Source organism: Undibacterium paludis (genome assembly GCF_022568815.1).
Taxonomy (GTDB): domain Bacteria; phylum Pseudomonadota; class Gammaproteobacteria; order Burkholderiales; family Burkholderiaceae_D; genus Undibacterium.
Genome location: NZ_JAKZHX010000021.1, coordinates 16518 through 31950, shown reverse-complemented (window position 1 = coordinate 31950; position 15433 = coordinate 16518). Strand labels below are relative to the sequence as shown.

Here is a 15433-nt window from a genome sequence, read left to right as displayed (position 1 = left end):
ATTACCATTGGAGCGGGCACAAAAGCAGGTACATAAACCGGGGAGTGTGTTACTCCCCGGTTTCTTTTTTAGAGGGCGACATGCGTGCAGTGCTGGAAAAAGTCTTGTTGGGTGCCTGGCAAAAGCATGGCTTGCTGGCCGTCTTGCTATGGCCTTTGTCCAGGCTGTTTGGTTTGATCGTGACTTTCCGTTTCGGCCTGTTTGTGATGGGCTACAAGAAGCAGACCAGGCTGGAGTTGCCTGTTGTGGTGGTTGGCAATATTTTTATTGGTGGCACCGGCAAGACCCCGCTGGTGATTTGGCTGGTAAAAGAGTTGCAAAAGACTGGCTGGCACCCCGCCGTGATATCACGCGGGTATGGCGCACATGCTGATGGCGTGCAATTGCTGGATGCGGCATCCCAAGCCAGCCAGGTTGGTGATGAGCCTTTGCTGATTGCCGCAAGCGCCAATTGCCCGGTAGCGGTCGGGCGTGACCGCGTCGCCGTCGCACAATGCCTGCTGGCGGCGCACCCGCAAGTTGATGTCATCATTAGCGACGATGGCCTGCAGCACTATGCGCTCGGACGCGATGTTGAAATTATTCTGTTTGACCAGCGTGGCGTCGGCAATGGCTGGCTGCTACCCGCCGGCCCCTTGCGTGAGCCTCTACAGAGACGGCGCGACTTCACCGTATGCAACCTGGCGTGCAACGAAGCAGTTATCCCTGCCGGACTGCCGCATGATGCCTTGCGCATGGTCCTGCAGCCAGGAGATGCTTATCGCCTCAACGATAGACAGGTGAGCCAGCCGCTGGCGGCTTTTCAGGACCAGCACCAGCGCATTCTGGCCGCTGCCGGCATAGGTAATCCTCAGCGTTACTTCAGCATGCTGGAACAGCAGGGGCTGCGTTGCCAGACCTTGCCGCTGCCCGATCATCATGACTTCGATGCAGGCACTTTTAAGGCTGTCGATGCTGACTGCATCCTGATAACTGAAAAGGATGCAGTAAAATGTAGGCAAATCCCGGCTTTGCTGGCTGATACCCGTATCTGGGTCGTGCCGGTTGAAGCGCAACTTGATGCTGCATTTGCCACATCACTGATTACTATGATTTCGGAGAAAAAACATGGACGCACGTCTGCTTGATGTCTTGGTTTGCCCTTTGTGCAAAGGCCCGCTGGTCTATCAGAAAGTCAATCAGGAACTGATCTGTTATGGCGACAAACTGGCTTACCAGATACGTGACGACATCCCCATCATGTGGGCCGATCAGGCACGTGCCTTGACTGCAGAAGAAGTCGCTGCCCGCTGAACCACGGTTTTGCCCGCCACTTAAGCTCATTACTTCAGATCATTACCTTAGCTCATTACTTTAGACTATCAGGATTTCCGTCTTATGAGTTTCATCGCCATCATCCCGGCCAGGCTGGCTTCTTCACGCCTGCCCAATAAACCCCTGGCCGACATTGCCGGCAAACCCATGGTGGTGCGCACGGCAGAGCGTGCTTTATTGTCTGGCGCCAGTGCCATCATGGTGGCGACTGATCATGCCGATATCGTCGCTGCCTGCCGTGAGCACCAAATACCGGTCACCATGACACGTGCCGACCATCCATCCGGCACTGATCGTATTGCCGAAGTGGCCGCTGCCATGGGACTGGCTGATGATGCCGTTGTTGTTAATGTGCAGGGCGATGAACCCCTGATAGACCCGGCCCTGATTGCCGCCACGGCTGCCCTGGTGAATGCCGGTGTACCCATGGCGACGGCTGCCCATCCCCTCCATGAAGTGGCTGACGCCTTTAACCCCAACGTGGTGAAAGTGGTATTGGACAAAGCCGGTCGCGCCCTGTATTTTTCACGCGCCACCATACCCTGGCACAGGGACGGTTTTGCCGTCAGTCGCGAACAGTTGCCGGCTGGATATGCGCCATTGCGCCACATCGGTCTGTATGCTTACCGCAACGATTTTTTAAAAAAATATCCACAACTTGCTGTTTCCCCATTGGAACAAATTGAGGCGCTGGAGCAATTGCGGGTTTTATGGCATGGCTATGCAATTGCCGTCCATGTCACTGACTCTAGTCCGGCGCCGGGGGTTGATACTGCTGAAGATTTAAGCAGGGTCAGGCAATTTTTTATGCAACCGTCATGAAAATTGCGGAAGTTTGCGCCGATTTCGTGGCAAAGCATCAAGAATTGGAAAAATTGTGGTAAGTTTCGTGAAAAGAAACTGTGTTATCACTGCCAGAAGAAGAAAAACAAAACCGCAGCGGTGCTGATTCATTGTAAATAGTCAGCATATTTTGATAACAACACTTAAAAATTCAAACTCGTCTTAGGAAATTTAACATGCGTCTTATTTTGTTGGGAGCGCCGGGAGCCGGCAAGGGTACACAAGCCACTTACATCAAAGAAAAATTCAATATTCCTCAAATATCTACCGGTGACATGTTGCGTGCGGCGATAGCAGCAGGTACATCACTGGGCATGGAAGCAAAAAAAGTCATGGATGCCGGCGGACTGGTATCTGACGACATCATCATCGGCCTGGTCAAGGACAGGTTGAAGCAACCTGATTGCGCCAATGGTTACCTGTTCGATGGCTTCCCGCGTACCACGCCACAGGCCGATGCGATGAAAGATGCCGGCGTGACGATCGATTATGTGCTTGAAATCGCCGTGCCGGATGAAGCCATCATCGACCGCATGAGTGGCCGCCGCCTGCATCCGGCTTCTGGCCGTACTTACCACGTCAAATACAATCCTCCCAAAGTGGAAGGCAAGGATGATGTGACTGGCGAAGATCTGGTACAACGCCCTGACGACACCGAAGAGACCGTCAAGAAACGTCTGTCTGTCTATCATGACCAGACCGAAGTCTTGCTGACTTACTACGGTGACTGGGCCAAATCTGGTGAACCAGGCGCGCCCAAGTATCGCAAGATTGCAGGCGTAGGGCCGGTAGAGGCCATACGCGACAGCGCATTTGCCGCGCTGGCGGAATAAGTTGTTCAAGAAAAGCGGACTGGTTTGTCCGCTTTTTTTTGCCGGTGATAAATTTGTGCATCGGGAGCTGACAGCACTGACAGTTCTGTGAGTTTTCAGTCCGGCCCACATGTCATACCGTAACAGGTAATACCACAATTGATATAGCTACATAAAAGTTTCGCAGTACAGGTTTCATTTTTGTTTGAGCAGCATCAGGTCGTACTGGGTTGTTTGTAAAAGTGAAAAAATGTCCTTGGAAAACTCTGCTTAAGTTACTGCGCGACGTTATTTTGGGCCTGCGATGCTCGCCGTACTCTCGTACGACTGCGCGTCTTAACCAAAACCAACGCCGCTCGCTACCCTTAATCAGGGATCTCCTTGTAATACTTTGTAGTCAGAACATGCAGGCAAGCCCACAAGGCATGCAGGCAGATAACAATTGGAGGAGTCAACATGGCAGCAAGTCTTTGGTTTGTCATCGCATGTGGAGTCATCGCTGTGCTATATGGACTGATATCGCGTAGCTGGATTCTGAAACAGGATGCCGGCAATACGCGTATGCAGGATATCGCCGCCGCCATACAACAAGGTGCCGCCGCCTATCTGGCCAGGCAGTACCGTACTATCGCCATTGTCGGCGTCGTCCTGTTTGTAGCCATCGCCGCCATCCCTGGCCTGGGCCTGATCACTGCCGTCGGTTTTCTGATCGGCGCGGTGCTGTCAGGCGCCTGCGGCTTCATTGGCATGAATGTTTCGGTCCGGGCCAATGTCCGGACTGCTCAGGCTGCAACCAAGGGCATGAACGAAGCGCTGGACGTCGCTTTTCGTGGCGGCGCCATCACTGGCATGCTGGTGGTCGGTCTGGGTCTGCTTGGCGTCACCCTGTTCTACATGCTGCTGGTCAATAATGCCGCCGGTGGTACGCTGACCCAGCATGATGTCATCAAACCGCTGATAGGGCTGGCCTTTGGCGCTTCGCTGATTTCCATCTTCGCCCGTCTTGGCGGCGGTATCTTTACCAAGGGCGCTGACGTCGGTGCTGACCTGGTTGGCAAGGTGGAGGCCGGTATCCCTGAAGACGATCCGCGCAACCCCGCCGTGATTGCAGACAATGTCGGTGACAATGTTGGTGATTGCGCCGGTATGGCCGCCGACCTGTTTGAAACCTATGTGGTAACCCTGATCGCCACCATGCTGCTGGGCGCGCTGGTCATCACCAGTAATGTGACTGAAGCCATCGTTTATCCCCTGTTGCTGGGGGCGGTCTCGATACTTGCCTCCATCGTTGGCTGTTCCATGGTCAAGGCCAAGGCCGGCAAGAAAATCATGTCCGCCCTGTACACAGGTTTGTGGTGGGCGGCAGGCTTGTCCCTGATCGGTTTTGCCGTCGTCACCTGGCAAATCTGGCCTGATGAGGCCATGCGTATGAAAATGATGGGTTCAGCCCTGGTCGGTATCGTCCTTACCGGCCTGATGGTCTACATCACTGAATACTACACGGGCACAGACTTCAAGCCAGTCCAGCATGTGGCGCAGGCGTCGACCACTGGTCATGGCACCAATATCATTGCTGGCCTGGGTGTGTCGATGAAGTCTACTGCCTGGCCGGTGCTGGCAGTCTGTATTGCCATCCTGGTGTCGTATGCCTTGTCTGGCCTGTATGGCATCGCGATTGCGGCAACATCCATGCTGTCCATGGCAGGCATCATCGTGGCACTCGACGCTTACGGGCCCATCACGGACAATGCCGGCGGTATTGCTGAAATGTCAGAAATGCCTGCCTCAGTACGCGCCATCACAGACCCGCTCGATGCCGTCGGCAACACCACCAAGGCAGTCACCAAAGGTTATGCGATTGGTTCTGCAGGCCTGGCAGCACTGGTGTTGTTCGCTGATTACACACATGCCCTGGATTCGGTCGGCAAGAGTACTTCGTTTGATTTGTCCAACCCTCAAGTCATTGTTGGCCTGTTCATCGGCGGCCTGATCCCTTACCTGTTCGGTGCCATGGCGATGGAAGCCGTAGGCCGTGCGGCCGGTGCAGTGGTGGTGGAAGTACGCCGTCAGTTCAAAGAGATCAAGGGCATCATGGATGGCACAGGCAAGCCTGAGTATGACAAGGCCGTCGATATGCTGACCACTTCTGCTATCAAGGAAATGATTATTCCTTCGCTGCTGCCGGTGATCGTGCCTATCGTGGTTGGCCTGTTGCTGGGGTCTGCGGCGCTTGGCGGTCTGCTGATGGGGACTATCGTCACAGGTCTGTTTGTGGCAATTTCCATGACTACCGGTGGTGGCGCCTGGGACAATGCCAAGAAGTACATTGAAGATGGCCATTTCGGCGGCAAGGGTTCTGAAGCGCACAAGGCCGCCGTGACTGGCGACACTGTCGGTGACCCCTATAAGGACACCGCTGGCCCGGCAGTCAACCCGCTGATCAAGATCATCAATATCGTTGCCTTGCTGCTGGTGCCTTTGCTCCCCGCCACGGGGGGCAGTGCACCCGCTGCCAGTCATGCAACACCGGCTGCACAGACAGCTGCACCTGCGGCATCGGCTTCTGCCACCATGGCAGCTCCGGCAGCATCTGCATCTGCTGGTGCTGCCAAGCCTGCTGACGTGCCGCCGCCACCTGCCATGGGTGAACCGGCTTCTGCAAGCAAATGAGAGTGTAGCGACGGAAGCAGAGCCGAAGCTCGTAACTGCCTGCAGTATTGGTTTGGATCAAAAAGTGGCAACGTTGACAGCGCTGCCACTTTTTTTATTTTCGCTTGACAGGAATTATTCGCTACAATAGATGGATGTTACGTTTACGTAAACGTAATTAGCGTAATTAGCGTAACCGGTGTAATAAGCACAAATGAGTCATTCATCCTTTGCTGCACCGTTAACCCCAAATTCAGATAGCTGGAGAGACAAACATGCAAATTCAAAATCATGTATTCATTATCACAGGCGGTGCTTCCGGCCTGGGTGCAGCAACAGCGCGCATGATCGTTGCCAATGGTGGCAAAGTTGTATTGGCCGACGTACAGGTCGAAGCCGGTGAAGCACTGGCGGCCGAACTCGGCGGCAAGTTTGTCAAATGCGACGTGACTTCAGAAGCTGACGGCAAAGCCGTGGTCGAAGCAGCAGCCAGCATGGGCACCCTACGCGGCCTGGTCAATTGCGCCGGTGTTGCCCCTGCCATTAAAACAGTTGGCAAGGATGGCCCGCATCCGCTGGACGTATTCCAGCGCGTGGTCAACATCAACCTGATCGGCACCTTCAATATGTGCCGCCTGGCAGCAGACGCCATGGGCAAGACAGAGGCCGCAGAACACGGTGAGCGTGGCGTCATCATCAATACCGCGTCCGTCGCTGCCTATGACGGCCAGATTGGCCAGGCAGCCTATGCTTCCTCCAAGGCCGCTGTTGTCGGCCTGACGCTGCCTATGGCGCGTGACCTGTCACGCAACGGCATTCGTGTGATGACCATCGCGCCTGGTATTTTTGAAACACCGATGTTGCTGGGCATGCCACAAGAAGTGCAGGACGCCCTGGGCAAAATGGTCCCGTTCCCGCCACGCCTGGGCAAACCGGATGAATATGCGAATCTGGCCAAGACCATTATTGAAAATGTGATGTTGAATGGCGAGACAATCCGCCTGGATGGGGCCATTCGCATGCAACCCAAGTGAAGTGTTGATAAAGCTACTGCGCGACGCAATTTTGAGCCTGCGATGCTCACCGTACTAAAGTACGGTTGCGCTTCTTAACTCAAACTTGCGCCGCTCGTTACGCTTTCTCAGCACTTACGAATATCGAGTAAGGTGACGTAAAAAAAACGCTATTGTGTGCGCTTTCTTAACGTCTCACACGCAGTAATATGCTTGTGGCATCTCAGGCTGTTGTATTTGTAGAGCGCGGGTCTTTCGCGGTGCCCTGCAACATGACAAATTGCCAGCAGGCTACTACACTAGGGCGAATGGAAATTCGCCCTTTTTTATTGCCGGACACGAATGAATAAACATGCTGAGACAGGGTTGATACTGACTGGCGGTGGTGCCCGTGCTGCCTATCAGGTTGGGGTGCTGCATGAAATTTCAGTGATACTGGCCGATGCCGGCTGGCATACAGGTACCAATCCTTTCGGCATTATCTGCGGCACATCGGCAGGGGCCATCAATGCCACGGCACTGGCTTGTGGCGCTGATAATTTCGGTAATGCCCTGAACCGCATGCTGCACATATGGGAGAACTTTGAAGCGGCGCAGGTCTACCGGGCCGATTCACTGGGCGTGATGCGCAGTGGTGCGCGCTGGTTGACATTATGGTCGTTTGGCTGGCTGTTGAACAAATGGCGCAAGGCACCGCCCAATTCCCTGCTCGACAATTCGCCCCTGGAAGCCTTGCTCAACCGCATGCTGGACCTGGCCAGCCTGGATGCTGCATTCAATAATGGCAGCCTGCATGCACTGGCGGTGACGGCTTCGTCGTATACAGCGGGCCAGCATCTGACTTTTTACCAGACCCTGGCCGATATCGAACCCTGGGTGCGCAGCCAGCGCCTGTCGCAGCGTGACTTTATTGGTGTCCAACACTTGCTGGCGTCTTCGGCGATCCCTTTTATTTTTCCCGCTGTGCCGCTGAACTGGGGCGGTCGTATGGAATATTGTGGTGACGGTTCCATGCGCCAGTTGGCGCCAATTTCTCCTGCCATCCACCTTGGTGCGAAAAAAGTACTGATCGTCGGTGCCGGTCGCCTGAGTGAACCACCGAATGTCAGTACTGAAACGGCACGTTACCCCAGCCTGGCGCAAATCGCCGGACATGCCTTGTCCAGCATCTTTCTTGACAGTCTGGCCGTTGACATCGAGCGCCTGATGCGTATTAACAAGACCCTGTCCATGTTGCCGCCAGCGTTACTGGAAAAAACGCCTTTGCGGCCAGTTGATATCCTGGTTATTGCACCGTCCGAACGTCTTGATGAAATCGCCAGTCGCCATACCAACAGCCTGCCATTGCCGGTACGTACCATGCTGGGAGGAATAGGCGCAACCGAGGCGCGCGGATCTGCGCTGGCTTCTTACCTGCTGTTCGAGTCGACCTACACCAAAGAACTGATCGCGCTCGGGCGGCGCGATACCCAGGCTAAAAAAGAGGAGGTGCTGGATTTCTTTGCTGATAGCGGTCACGCCGACTAGCGGACTGCTACAGTTCACTGACAGACGGATAAATCGCCGCAAGTCTGGCGACTGCCTGGGTTCCCTGGCATTGTTTCCAGACAGTTGCTTCATGTCTGCTTGCTGGCATGTCATGGCAAAATTTCCTGTGGGAAATAACAGAATTCCCTACGGAAAGAAAAATTTCCCGGAAGAATCTTCAGGTGCCAAATATGACAAATCCGTGAATTTTTACATTGTAACAAGTGCAACAATGGTTGATTCATCACCGACAAACCGTTACTCTATGCGCTGTTTTCGCAGGTGCAGACAGAGAAAATAATGATAAATCCAACATTTTTAAAAAAATGGCTGGTATTTCTGACGCTTGCTTTGCTGGCTGCAACGTCTTTTGCCAAGGATGGCAATACTGGTAAGAACTCAAATCAGGGTATTGCCAGTATCGTTATTACTGACTTGCCTATAGAGGCACAGACGACCCTGAAGCTGATCAAGCAGGGCGGACCTTTTCCCTACGATAAAGATGGCGTGGTGTTTGGTAATTATGAGTCAAGATTGCCCAAACAAAAGCGTGGTTACTATCATGAGTATACGGTGAAAACACCGCGTGCCCGTAATCGCGGCGTGCGCCGCATCATTGCCGGTGCTGATCCGCAAACCTCAGGCGAATACTATTACACGGCAGACCATTACGAAAGTTTTCAAAGAATTAAAGAGTAGATATGATCTCAGCAATCGAGGGAGAAATGGATTTATTGGCAACGGTTGCACCCAATGTAGTGCAATCGATCCGTGCTTTCCGCATACCTGATCTACAGGCGGAAGCAGCCAGGCTCGGACAGCATTTCCTGTATGCTTATTGTCAGGAGGCTGCCACCAAGCAACAAGTGGTGAGCAAGATCGCCTTGTCTTTCGGTTTCCCCAAACCCTTGTGTCGTAACCTGGACGCCTTGTCCGATTGCCTGACTGACATGATCTACAAGGCTGGCCAGCAGCCGGGCTTTTTGATCGTGCTTGAACAATTGCCGAATACGCAGAAATTTGACAAAGAGGCAAGAGAAACCCTGCTTGATGTTTTCCGCGATGCAGCGGATTTCTGGGCTGACAGAAAAGTTGCCTTCAGGGTATTTTATTCCTTTGAGTAGGTAAAACAATCCTGTATTATTGTTAATAAATAAATGCCAGTCCATGTCGGCTGGCATTTTTATTTGGGGCTGGGCCCCGGTCAGCGGTACAATGCCGCCATGAAAAAGATTGTTATCCTCATTTCTGGCCGTGGCAGTAATATGCAGGCCATCGTTGAAAGCGCGGCCAGGCAGCAGTGGCCGGCCCGGATTGCCGCCGTTATCAGTAACCGTGCTGACGCTGGCGGCCTGGAATTCGCAGCCAGCCATGGCATACCGACGGCGGTTGTTGTCAGCAAACAGTTTGCTACCCGTGAGGCCTTTGATGCCGCCTTGCAGGCAAAAATTGATGAATTTGCGCCTGATCTGGTGGTACTGGCTGGCTTCATGCGTATCCTGACTGCCGGATTTGTTGGCCATTATGCCAACCGGATGTTGAATATTCATCCTTCGCTGCTGCCCAGCTTTGTCGGATTGGCCACCCACCAACAGGCGCTTGACGCCGGTGTCAAGGTACATGGTGCGACAGTGCACTTCGTTACTGCGGAACTCGACCATGGCCCCATTGTTGCCCAGGCTGTGGTGCCGGTTCTGGAGGGGGATGACGAAGACAGCCTGTCACACAGGGTATTGGAACAGGAACACCAGATTTATCCGCAAGCCGTACGGCAATTTATTGAAGGCAAATTGCACATCAAAGGCAATTGCGTGCATATCAGTGAGTAAATTTAACGTAGGTCATATCGTGCAGGCAAAGTCTGAGCACGAAGGCGTTACAATTCGACTATGAATTCCAAAAGCGATAAGGCAGTGCTGCACAAGCTGTGCAGCCTTCATGCCTTATTGTTTTCTGGGAGCAGCATCACTCTCGAAGAATACAGGCCCATACGGGCCATCAATAGCATTTAGAAGGAAGCAGCATGAGATTACCTCCAGCCATTCTCGTCAGTACTGAAGAAGTATTGCGTGAGATTTTGCGTTTTACTGGCCCGGCAGATGGCACTTTGTCCCGTTATTTCCGTGAACATCCACGCCTGGGGTCTCGTGAGCGGGGCGTGATTGCGGAGGCTATTTACGGCTTGTTGCGCAATAAAGCGGTGTATACCAATTTTTCTGAGTCCGGCACGGGCTCACCGATGCGTCGCCTGAGCCTGCTTGGCCTGGCTGATGCTGTTGGTGTCGACTCCCTCGGCGGCCTTACCGAAGATGAAACCGCCTGGCTGACCCGCGTCATGGACATTGACCGCGCCCATCTGCCTGTGGTCATGAAGGCCAATCTGCCTGCATGGCTGTGGACCAAATTGCTGGAACGCTTTGGTGAAGAAGAAGCCATGAAGCTGGCGACGTCGCTCAATACCCCGGCGCCGCTCGATTTGCGCGTCAACACACTCAAAGGCGACCGTGATACCGTCATCGCCAGCCTGGCGCAGGCGCCGATCATCGCTGAGCCTACCCCTTACTCATCGACAGGTTTGCGCGTTATCAAGAAGCCATCGATACAAAACTTGCCCCTGTTCAAGGACGGTACGATAGAAGTGCAGGACGAAGGCAGCCAGCTGCTGGCGCAGCTGGTCGGCGCCAAGCGCGGTGAGATGGTGGCGGACTTTTGCGCCGGCGCCGGTGGCAAGACCCTGGCGCTCGGTGCGCTGATGCGCAATACCGGCCGCCTGTACGCCTTTGATATTTCTGAAAAACGACTGGCCAAACTGAAGCCACGCTTGGCGCGCAGCGGCCTGTCGAATGTGCATCCAGTCGTCATCGCCCATGAAAAAGACGCCAAGATCAAGCGCCTGGCCGGCAAGCTTGACCGTGTGCTGGTCGATGCGCCCTGCAGTGGCCTGGGTACCTTGCGTCGCAATCCAGATGTCAAATGGCGTCAGACGGCTGAAGGCGTGGCTGAACTGAATGTGAAACAGGCTTCCATCCTGGCCAGTGCAGCGCGCATGGTCAAGGCGGGGGGGCGTCTGGTGTATGCGACCTGCAGTATTCTTGATGAAGAAAATGAAGGCATCGTCCAGGCTTTCCTGGCAGAGCATCCTGATTTTAGTCTGATACCAGCCTCCAGGGTATTGGCAGAACAAAAAGTGGCATTGGAAATGGGTGATTACCTCAAGCTCTATCCTCACCTGCACCAGACTGACGGCTTCTTTGCCGCCATACTGGAACGCAAGAAAGCCGTTGCCCCTGCGTCAGCCAAGTCTGATGCGGTCGATGCAACTGATGTAACTGATGCGGCTTAAGCTTTCTTTTGCGCTGATATTGTCAACCCCTTACCATTCCTGAGCGCCAGCCATGAGTACGCCCCTGCTTGCCAGTTTGTTGTCTGATCTGTCAAACGATGTAGGCCAGCCTGATTTCTACTGGCAAGTGGCCGTAGTCACAGCCTGCTTTGCGCTGGCCTGGTTGCTGTCAAGAGTACTCAGGCGTGGGGTGACAAGCAAAGAGACTGATTCCAGTGTGGTGAAAATCGGTGTAGAAAGCTTTACCCGCGTGCTGTCACCCGCTCTGGCAATGACTTTCATCCTGATCGCCAAAATGATACTTGGTAAATGGCAGCATACGCATTTGCTGTCGCTGTTATTCCCCATCATCGGTTCGCTGGCATTGATACGTTTTGCGTTTTATGTTGTGCGCCGCACTTTTGCCCGTGACGGTTATATTGGCAATTTCCTTGCTGTCTTTGAAAAACTGTTTGCCGGCCTGGTCTGGCTGGGCGTGGTCCTGCATTTCACCGGACTGGGGCAGGAGTTGTTCACCACCCTTGATGAGGTCATCATCCCTATCGGTCACAACAAAGTATCGTTGCTGACTATTTTGCAGGCAATCACCTCGGTGATCGTTACCCTGGTGGTGGCAATGTGGGCCAGTGCGGCACTCGAAGCCAGGCTGATGATGCTGCCGACCACCCATACTTCATTGAAAGTCGTGCTATCAAGGGTAGGGCGGGCCATCCTGATTTTGCTGGCTATTCTGATCAGCCTCAGCCTGGTTGGCCTTGATCTCACCGTTTTGTCCGTGTTTGGCGGTGCGCTTGGTGTCGGTCTTGGTTTTGGCTTGCAAAAAATCACCAGCTCTTACGTGTCCGGCTTTATCATCCTGCTTGATCGCAGCATGTCCATCGGTGACACGATTTCTGTCGATAAATTCAGTGGACGGGTCACCCAGATCAATACCCGTTACACGGTCCTGAAGGGTGTTGATGGCAGCGAGGCAGTGATCCCCAATGAAATGCTGGTGTCAACACCAGTGCAAAACTATTCGCTCAGTGATACTGCCGTTGCAGTCTGGACAGATCTTACGGTGGATTATGCGACCGATATGGAGGCACTGTTGCCTATCCTGGCCGAAACGGCCGGCAAGGTCGAGCGGGTGGTGGAAGACCCGGCACCTGCTGCCAACCTGATGAAGTTTGGCGCCGACGGTTTTGAAGTTCGCGTCAGCTTTTGGATCAGGGACCTCGAAAATGGCAAGTCCAGTGTTTTGTCCGGTGTGAACCGTGCCTTGTGGCAAGTTCTGCAAGAGCGCAAGGTCAATCTGCCTTATGCCAACCGGGTTGTCACCATAATTAACAGTCCAGCCAAAGAAACTTGAGGCAAGGAAAGATTTTTAGTTCTAAAATTGGGGGAAACCCTCTAAAACGGCGTACAATGCCGTCCGAAGTCTATAATGACTGCAATTGATCCCCATTTACAAGATCAACCAAGATGCCGTCAATAACAATGGAGTACATGTGATTTTGAGCACTTTTATCGAAACAGTAACTGACTTCCTGAGCAATGGCGTCACCCGTGCCACAGGCTGGCAGGTATTTATCTTCACTATGGTGGTGACGCACATCACCATCGCCAGTGTGACGATATTCTTGCATCGTTGTCAGGCACACCGTGCGCTGGAATTGCATGCGATACCCAGTCATTTCTTTCGCTTCTGGCTGTGGCTGACAACCGGTCAGGTCACCAAGGAATGGGCGGCGATACACCGCAAGCATCACGCCAAGTGCGAAACCGAAGAAGATCCGCATAGCCCGGTGACACGTGGCATCAAGAAAGTCCTGTTTGAAGGTGCCGAGCTCTACCGTGCAGAATGCAAAAACCTGGAAACCATGGAAAAGTATGGTCATGGCACACCGGATGACTGGATGGAGCGCAATATCTACACCCGCTTCAGCTGGCAGGGTGTGGCTTTGATGCTCATCATCGACTTCATGCTGTTTGGTGTGATTGGTATCACGGTCTGGGCTGTGCAAATGCTGTGGATACCCGTCACTGCTGCCGGTATCATCAACGGCATAGGCCATTATTGGGGTTACCGCAATTATGATTGCGTTGATGCCTCCCGCAATATCGTTCCTTTCGGCATCCTGATCGGCGGTGAAGAACTGCACAACAACCACCATACTTTTGGGACTTCTGCCAAACTGTCCTCCAAATGGTATGAGTTCGACATCGGCTGGCTGTATATACGTGGCCTGGAAATTGCGGGCCTGGCCAAGGTCAAGAAAGTGGCGCCTGAACCCAAGTTCAAGGAAATCAAGGCCGTCGTTGACCTTGAGACTTTGCAGGCCGTCATCACCAACCGCTACGATGTCATGGCCAAATATGCAAAATCCTTGCGCCGTGCCTGGGGTGATGAAGTTGCTGCGCTGCGTGAAAAGGCCATGTTTGAAGCACAAATGCTCAAGAGCACCAAGAAGCTGTTGCAGCGTGAGCCAAGCAAACTCGAAGCACCGCAACAGCAGCAATTGTCTGAAGTACTGGCCCATAGTCGCGCCCTGAAGACCATGCACGAGATGCGTGTGGAACTGAGTCTGATCTGGGAACGCTCTACCGTCAGCCGCGAGCAACTGGTACAGCAACTGCAGGATTGGTGTGTACGTGCCGAAGCATCCGGTATACAAACCTTGCGCGAATTCTCTTTGCGTTTGCGTACTTACGCCTGATCACCTGAGCCTGAATGTTCAGGGAGAAAAAACGGCGCCTTGGGCGCCGTTTTTTGTTTATGCCAGGCCAGGAGCAAGACGTGCCTGGTAAATGAAATGTCCTGTAAAACATGCGGCAACAAGCGTTAAATCTTGTGTCGATTGATTGCCGTGTGGAAATTTTCGTTTAAGATGTAAATCATGTGATGTCCCTATGTGTTCCATAGCGTTATCTGGCAACCTTATCCCTGTCACCAGATACTTCACTTATGCCGTCTGGTCTTGCCTGGAATGGCAAGACATGATGGTTCAAAACGGCCCAATTCCGCCGCTTTTCCAAATCAAAATAGTGCCGGCTACATGCTGGCTATGTTCAGGTGAGTGTCTGGTTGGTTTTGTACAGACTATCTGGAAAAACTGGATAGAAAGGCTGAGTGATGTTTAAGTTTATGAGGAATAAAGCTGTGCAAGGGAACGGCAGGTCTGATTCGCCAGTTTCCTTGCTGGCAAGGATTGCAAGCTTGTCTGGTGTCACGCAGGCCAGCTCTGCAACTGTATCAACACTGTCCCCCGTGCTGCTTGCCAGCCTGGGTCTGGGCAGCAATCCGCGATCTGCGGTCAGGCTGTCTGTTTTGCTGGTCCGGCAAGCCTGCCTGAATCGGGTGGTTGTCCTGTCTTCCATGCTGTCGCTGGCATCGCTGCATACCCTGCTGGTCTTGCATAGCCGCCTCTTTTAAGCCGGGGAACCCCAGTTCATGGCGATGAAGTCCACCGTACTGCTGATCGACGACAATCCCATCAATCTGGTATTGCTGGCAGTATTAGTCGATTCTGTCAGTGACGCCACGTCAATCAGTTTTGAAGATCCGCTGGAGGCACTGGCCTGGTGCCAGGTCAGTGTGCCTGATCTGATCATGGTGGATTATATGATGCCCGGGCTCACCGGTCACGAGTTCATCCGTCAGATCAGATGCTTGTCGCACTTCGATGACGTGCCTATCGTACTGGTCACGACCGAAGACCAGAAAAGCATACTGGATGAGGCGCTGGCATTGGGGGCTAACGCTGTGGTGGCCAAACCGTTAGACGTCACGGCTTGCTGTAGCCGTATCCAGCAGATGCTGGCTTGGCGGCGATCAAGGCAATTGAGTGATAATGGCGGGGCCTAGCAGGTATGAGCGCAGCAAAAAACCGCGGCTTGTGTCTGTGACCTGTTGTGATGGTCAGTTCCTGCTGGGGTGCTTATAAAAAAAC

General features: G+C 53.4%; 15 protein-coding genes. All 15 read left to right on the top strand.

Features of this window, described 5'->3' with window-relative positions; genetic code table 11:
- Positions 1-80 precede the first annotated feature (80 nt).
- The 15 genes from lpxK to LZ463_RS26635 all read left to right on the top strand — a co-directional run bounded on the left by lpxK (position 81) and on the right by LZ463_RS26635 (position 15348).
- The gene (gene lpxK / locus LZ463_RS26705) at positions 81-1127 is read left to right on the top strand and encodes a tetraacyldisaccharide 4'-kinase (RefSeq protein ID WP_241459367.1); all 1047 of its coding nucleotides are present in this window, start codon (positions 81-83) and stop codon (positions 1125-1127) included.
- Complete coding sequence (locus tag LZ463_RS26700; RefSeq protein ID WP_241459366.1) at positions 1108-1293, top strand: Trm112 family protein; 186 nt, start codon at positions 1108-1110, stop codon at positions 1291-1293. Before lpxK ends, LZ463_RS26700 begins: the two co-directional genes overlap by 20 nt.
- 84 nt (positions 1294-1377) lie before the next feature.
- Complete coding sequence (kdsB, locus tag LZ463_RS26695; RefSeq protein WP_241459365.1) at positions 1378-2136, top strand: 3-deoxy-manno-octulosonate cytidylyltransferase; 759 nt, start codon at positions 1378-1380, stop codon at positions 2134-2136.
- Positions 2137-2333: 197 nt separating this feature from the next.
- Positions 2334-2990 (top strand): adenylate kinase, encoded by a 657-nt coding sequence (gene adk, locus LZ463_RS26690; RefSeq protein WP_241459364.1) that lies wholly within the window; start codon positions 2334-2336, stop codon positions 2988-2990.
- A gap of 435 nt (positions 2991-3425) precedes the next feature.
- Positions 3426-5639 carry a sodium-translocating pyrophosphatase gene (locus tag LZ463_RS26685; protein WP_241459363.1) on the top strand — a complete coding sequence of 738 codons (2214 nt, stop codon included), beginning with the start codon at positions 3426-3428 and terminating at the stop codon, positions 5637-5639.
- Positions 5640-5893: 254 nt separating this feature from the next.
- On the top strand, positions 5894-6652 hold the full coding sequence (locus LZ463_RS26680) for a 3-hydroxyacyl-CoA dehydrogenase (protein WP_241459362.1): 759 nt from the start codon (positions 5894-5896) through the stop codon (positions 6650-6652).
- A gap of 321 nt (positions 6653-6973) precedes the next feature.
- The gene (locus LZ463_RS26675) at positions 6974-8158 is read left to right on the top strand and encodes a patatin-like phospholipase family protein (protein WP_241459361.1); all 1185 of its coding nucleotides are present in this window, start codon (positions 6974-6976) and stop codon (positions 8156-8158) included.
- Positions 8159-8458: 300 nt separating this feature from the next.
- Complete coding sequence (locus LZ463_RS26670; RefSeq protein ID WP_241459360.1) at positions 8459-8857, top strand: guanyl-specific ribonuclease; 399 nt, start codon at positions 8459-8461, stop codon at positions 8855-8857.
- A 26-nt stretch (positions 8858-8883) separates the two neighbouring features.
- Complete coding sequence (locus tag LZ463_RS26665; protein WP_347176301.1) at positions 8884-9282, top strand: barstar family protein; 399 nt, start codon at positions 8884-8886, stop codon at positions 9280-9282.
- Between the two features lie 99 nt (positions 9283-9381).
- On the top strand, positions 9382-9987 hold the full coding sequence (gene purN / locus LZ463_RS26660) for a phosphoribosylglycinamide formyltransferase (RefSeq protein ID WP_241459358.1): 606 nt from the start codon (positions 9382-9384) through the stop codon (positions 9985-9987).
- Between the two features lie 194 nt (positions 9988-10181).
- Complete coding sequence (locus LZ463_RS26655) at positions 10182-11501, top strand: RsmB/NOP family class I SAM-dependent RNA methyltransferase (RefSeq protein ID WP_241459357.1); 1320 nt, start codon at positions 10182-10184, stop codon at positions 11499-11501.
- A 52-nt stretch (positions 11502-11553) separates the two neighbouring features.
- Positions 11554-12852 carry a mechanosensitive ion channel family protein gene (locus LZ463_RS26650; protein ID WP_241459356.1) on the top strand — a complete coding sequence of 433 codons (1299 nt, stop codon included), beginning with the start codon at positions 11554-11556 and terminating at the stop codon, positions 12850-12852.
- Positions 12853-12997: 145 nt separating this feature from the next.
- Positions 12998-14200: a DesA family fatty acid desaturase gene (locus LZ463_RS26645; protein ID WP_277624184.1), complete on the top strand. Its 1203-nt coding sequence runs from the start codon at positions 12998-13000 to the stop codon at positions 14198-14200.
- A gap of 500 nt (positions 14201-14700) precedes the next feature.
- A complete protein-coding gene (locus LZ463_RS26640) occupies positions 14701-14916 on the top strand; it encodes a hypothetical protein (protein ID WP_241459355.1) in 216 nt (71 codons plus the stop codon).
- Between the two features lie 18 nt (positions 14917-14934).
- Positions 14935-15348 (top strand): response regulator, encoded by a 414-nt coding sequence (locus LZ463_RS26635; RefSeq protein ID WP_241459354.1) that lies wholly within the window; start codon positions 14935-14937, stop codon positions 15346-15348.
- The last annotated feature ends 85 nt before the right edge of the window (positions 15349-15433 follow it).

Coding starts and splice junctions, on each gene's coding strand:
- LZ463_RS26685 (WP_241459363.1), top strand. CDS start 3,426: ATGGCAGCAAGTCTTTGGTTTGTCATCGCATGTGGAGTCATCGCTGTG.
- lpxK (WP_241459367.1), top strand. CDS start 81: ATGCGTGCAGTGCTGGAAAAAGTCTTGTTGGGTGCCTGGCAAAAGCAT.
- LZ463_RS26655 (WP_241459357.1), top strand. CDS start 10,182: ATGAGATTACCTCCAGCCATTCTCGTCAGTACTGAAGAAGTATTGCGT.
- LZ463_RS26635 (WP_241459354.1), top strand. CDS start 14,935: ATGGCGATGAAGTCCACCGTACTGCTGATCGACGACAATCCCATCAAT.
- LZ463_RS26650 (WP_241459356.1), top strand. CDS start 11,554: ATGAGTACGCCCCTGCTTGCCAGTTTGTTGTCTGATCTGTCAAACGAT.
- adk (WP_241459364.1), top strand. CDS start 2,334: ATGCGTCTTATTTTGTTGGGAGCGCCGGGAGCCGGCAAGGGTACACAA.
- LZ463_RS26670 (WP_241459360.1), top strand. CDS start 8,459: ATGATAAATCCAACATTTTTAAAAAAATGGCTGGTATTTCTGACGCTT.
- purN (WP_241459358.1), top strand. CDS start 9,382: ATGAAAAAGATTGTTATCCTCATTTCTGGCCGTGGCAGTAATATGCAG.
- LZ463_RS26665 (WP_347176301.1), top strand. CDS start 8,884: ATGGATTTATTGGCAACGGTTGCACCCAATGTAGTGCAATCGATCCGT.
- LZ463_RS26680 (WP_241459362.1), top strand. CDS start 5,894: ATGCAAATTCAAAATCATGTATTCATTATCACAGGCGGTGCTTCCGGC.
- LZ463_RS26675 (WP_241459361.1), top strand. CDS start 6,974: ATGAATAAACATGCTGAGACAGGGTTGATACTGACTGGCGGTGGTGCC.
- kdsB (WP_241459365.1), top strand. CDS start 1,378: ATGAGTTTCATCGCCATCATCCCGGCCAGGCTGGCTTCTTCACGCCTG.
- LZ463_RS26700 (WP_241459366.1), top strand. CDS start 1,108: ATGGACGCACGTCTGCTTGATGTCTTGGTTTGCCCTTTGTGCAAAGGC.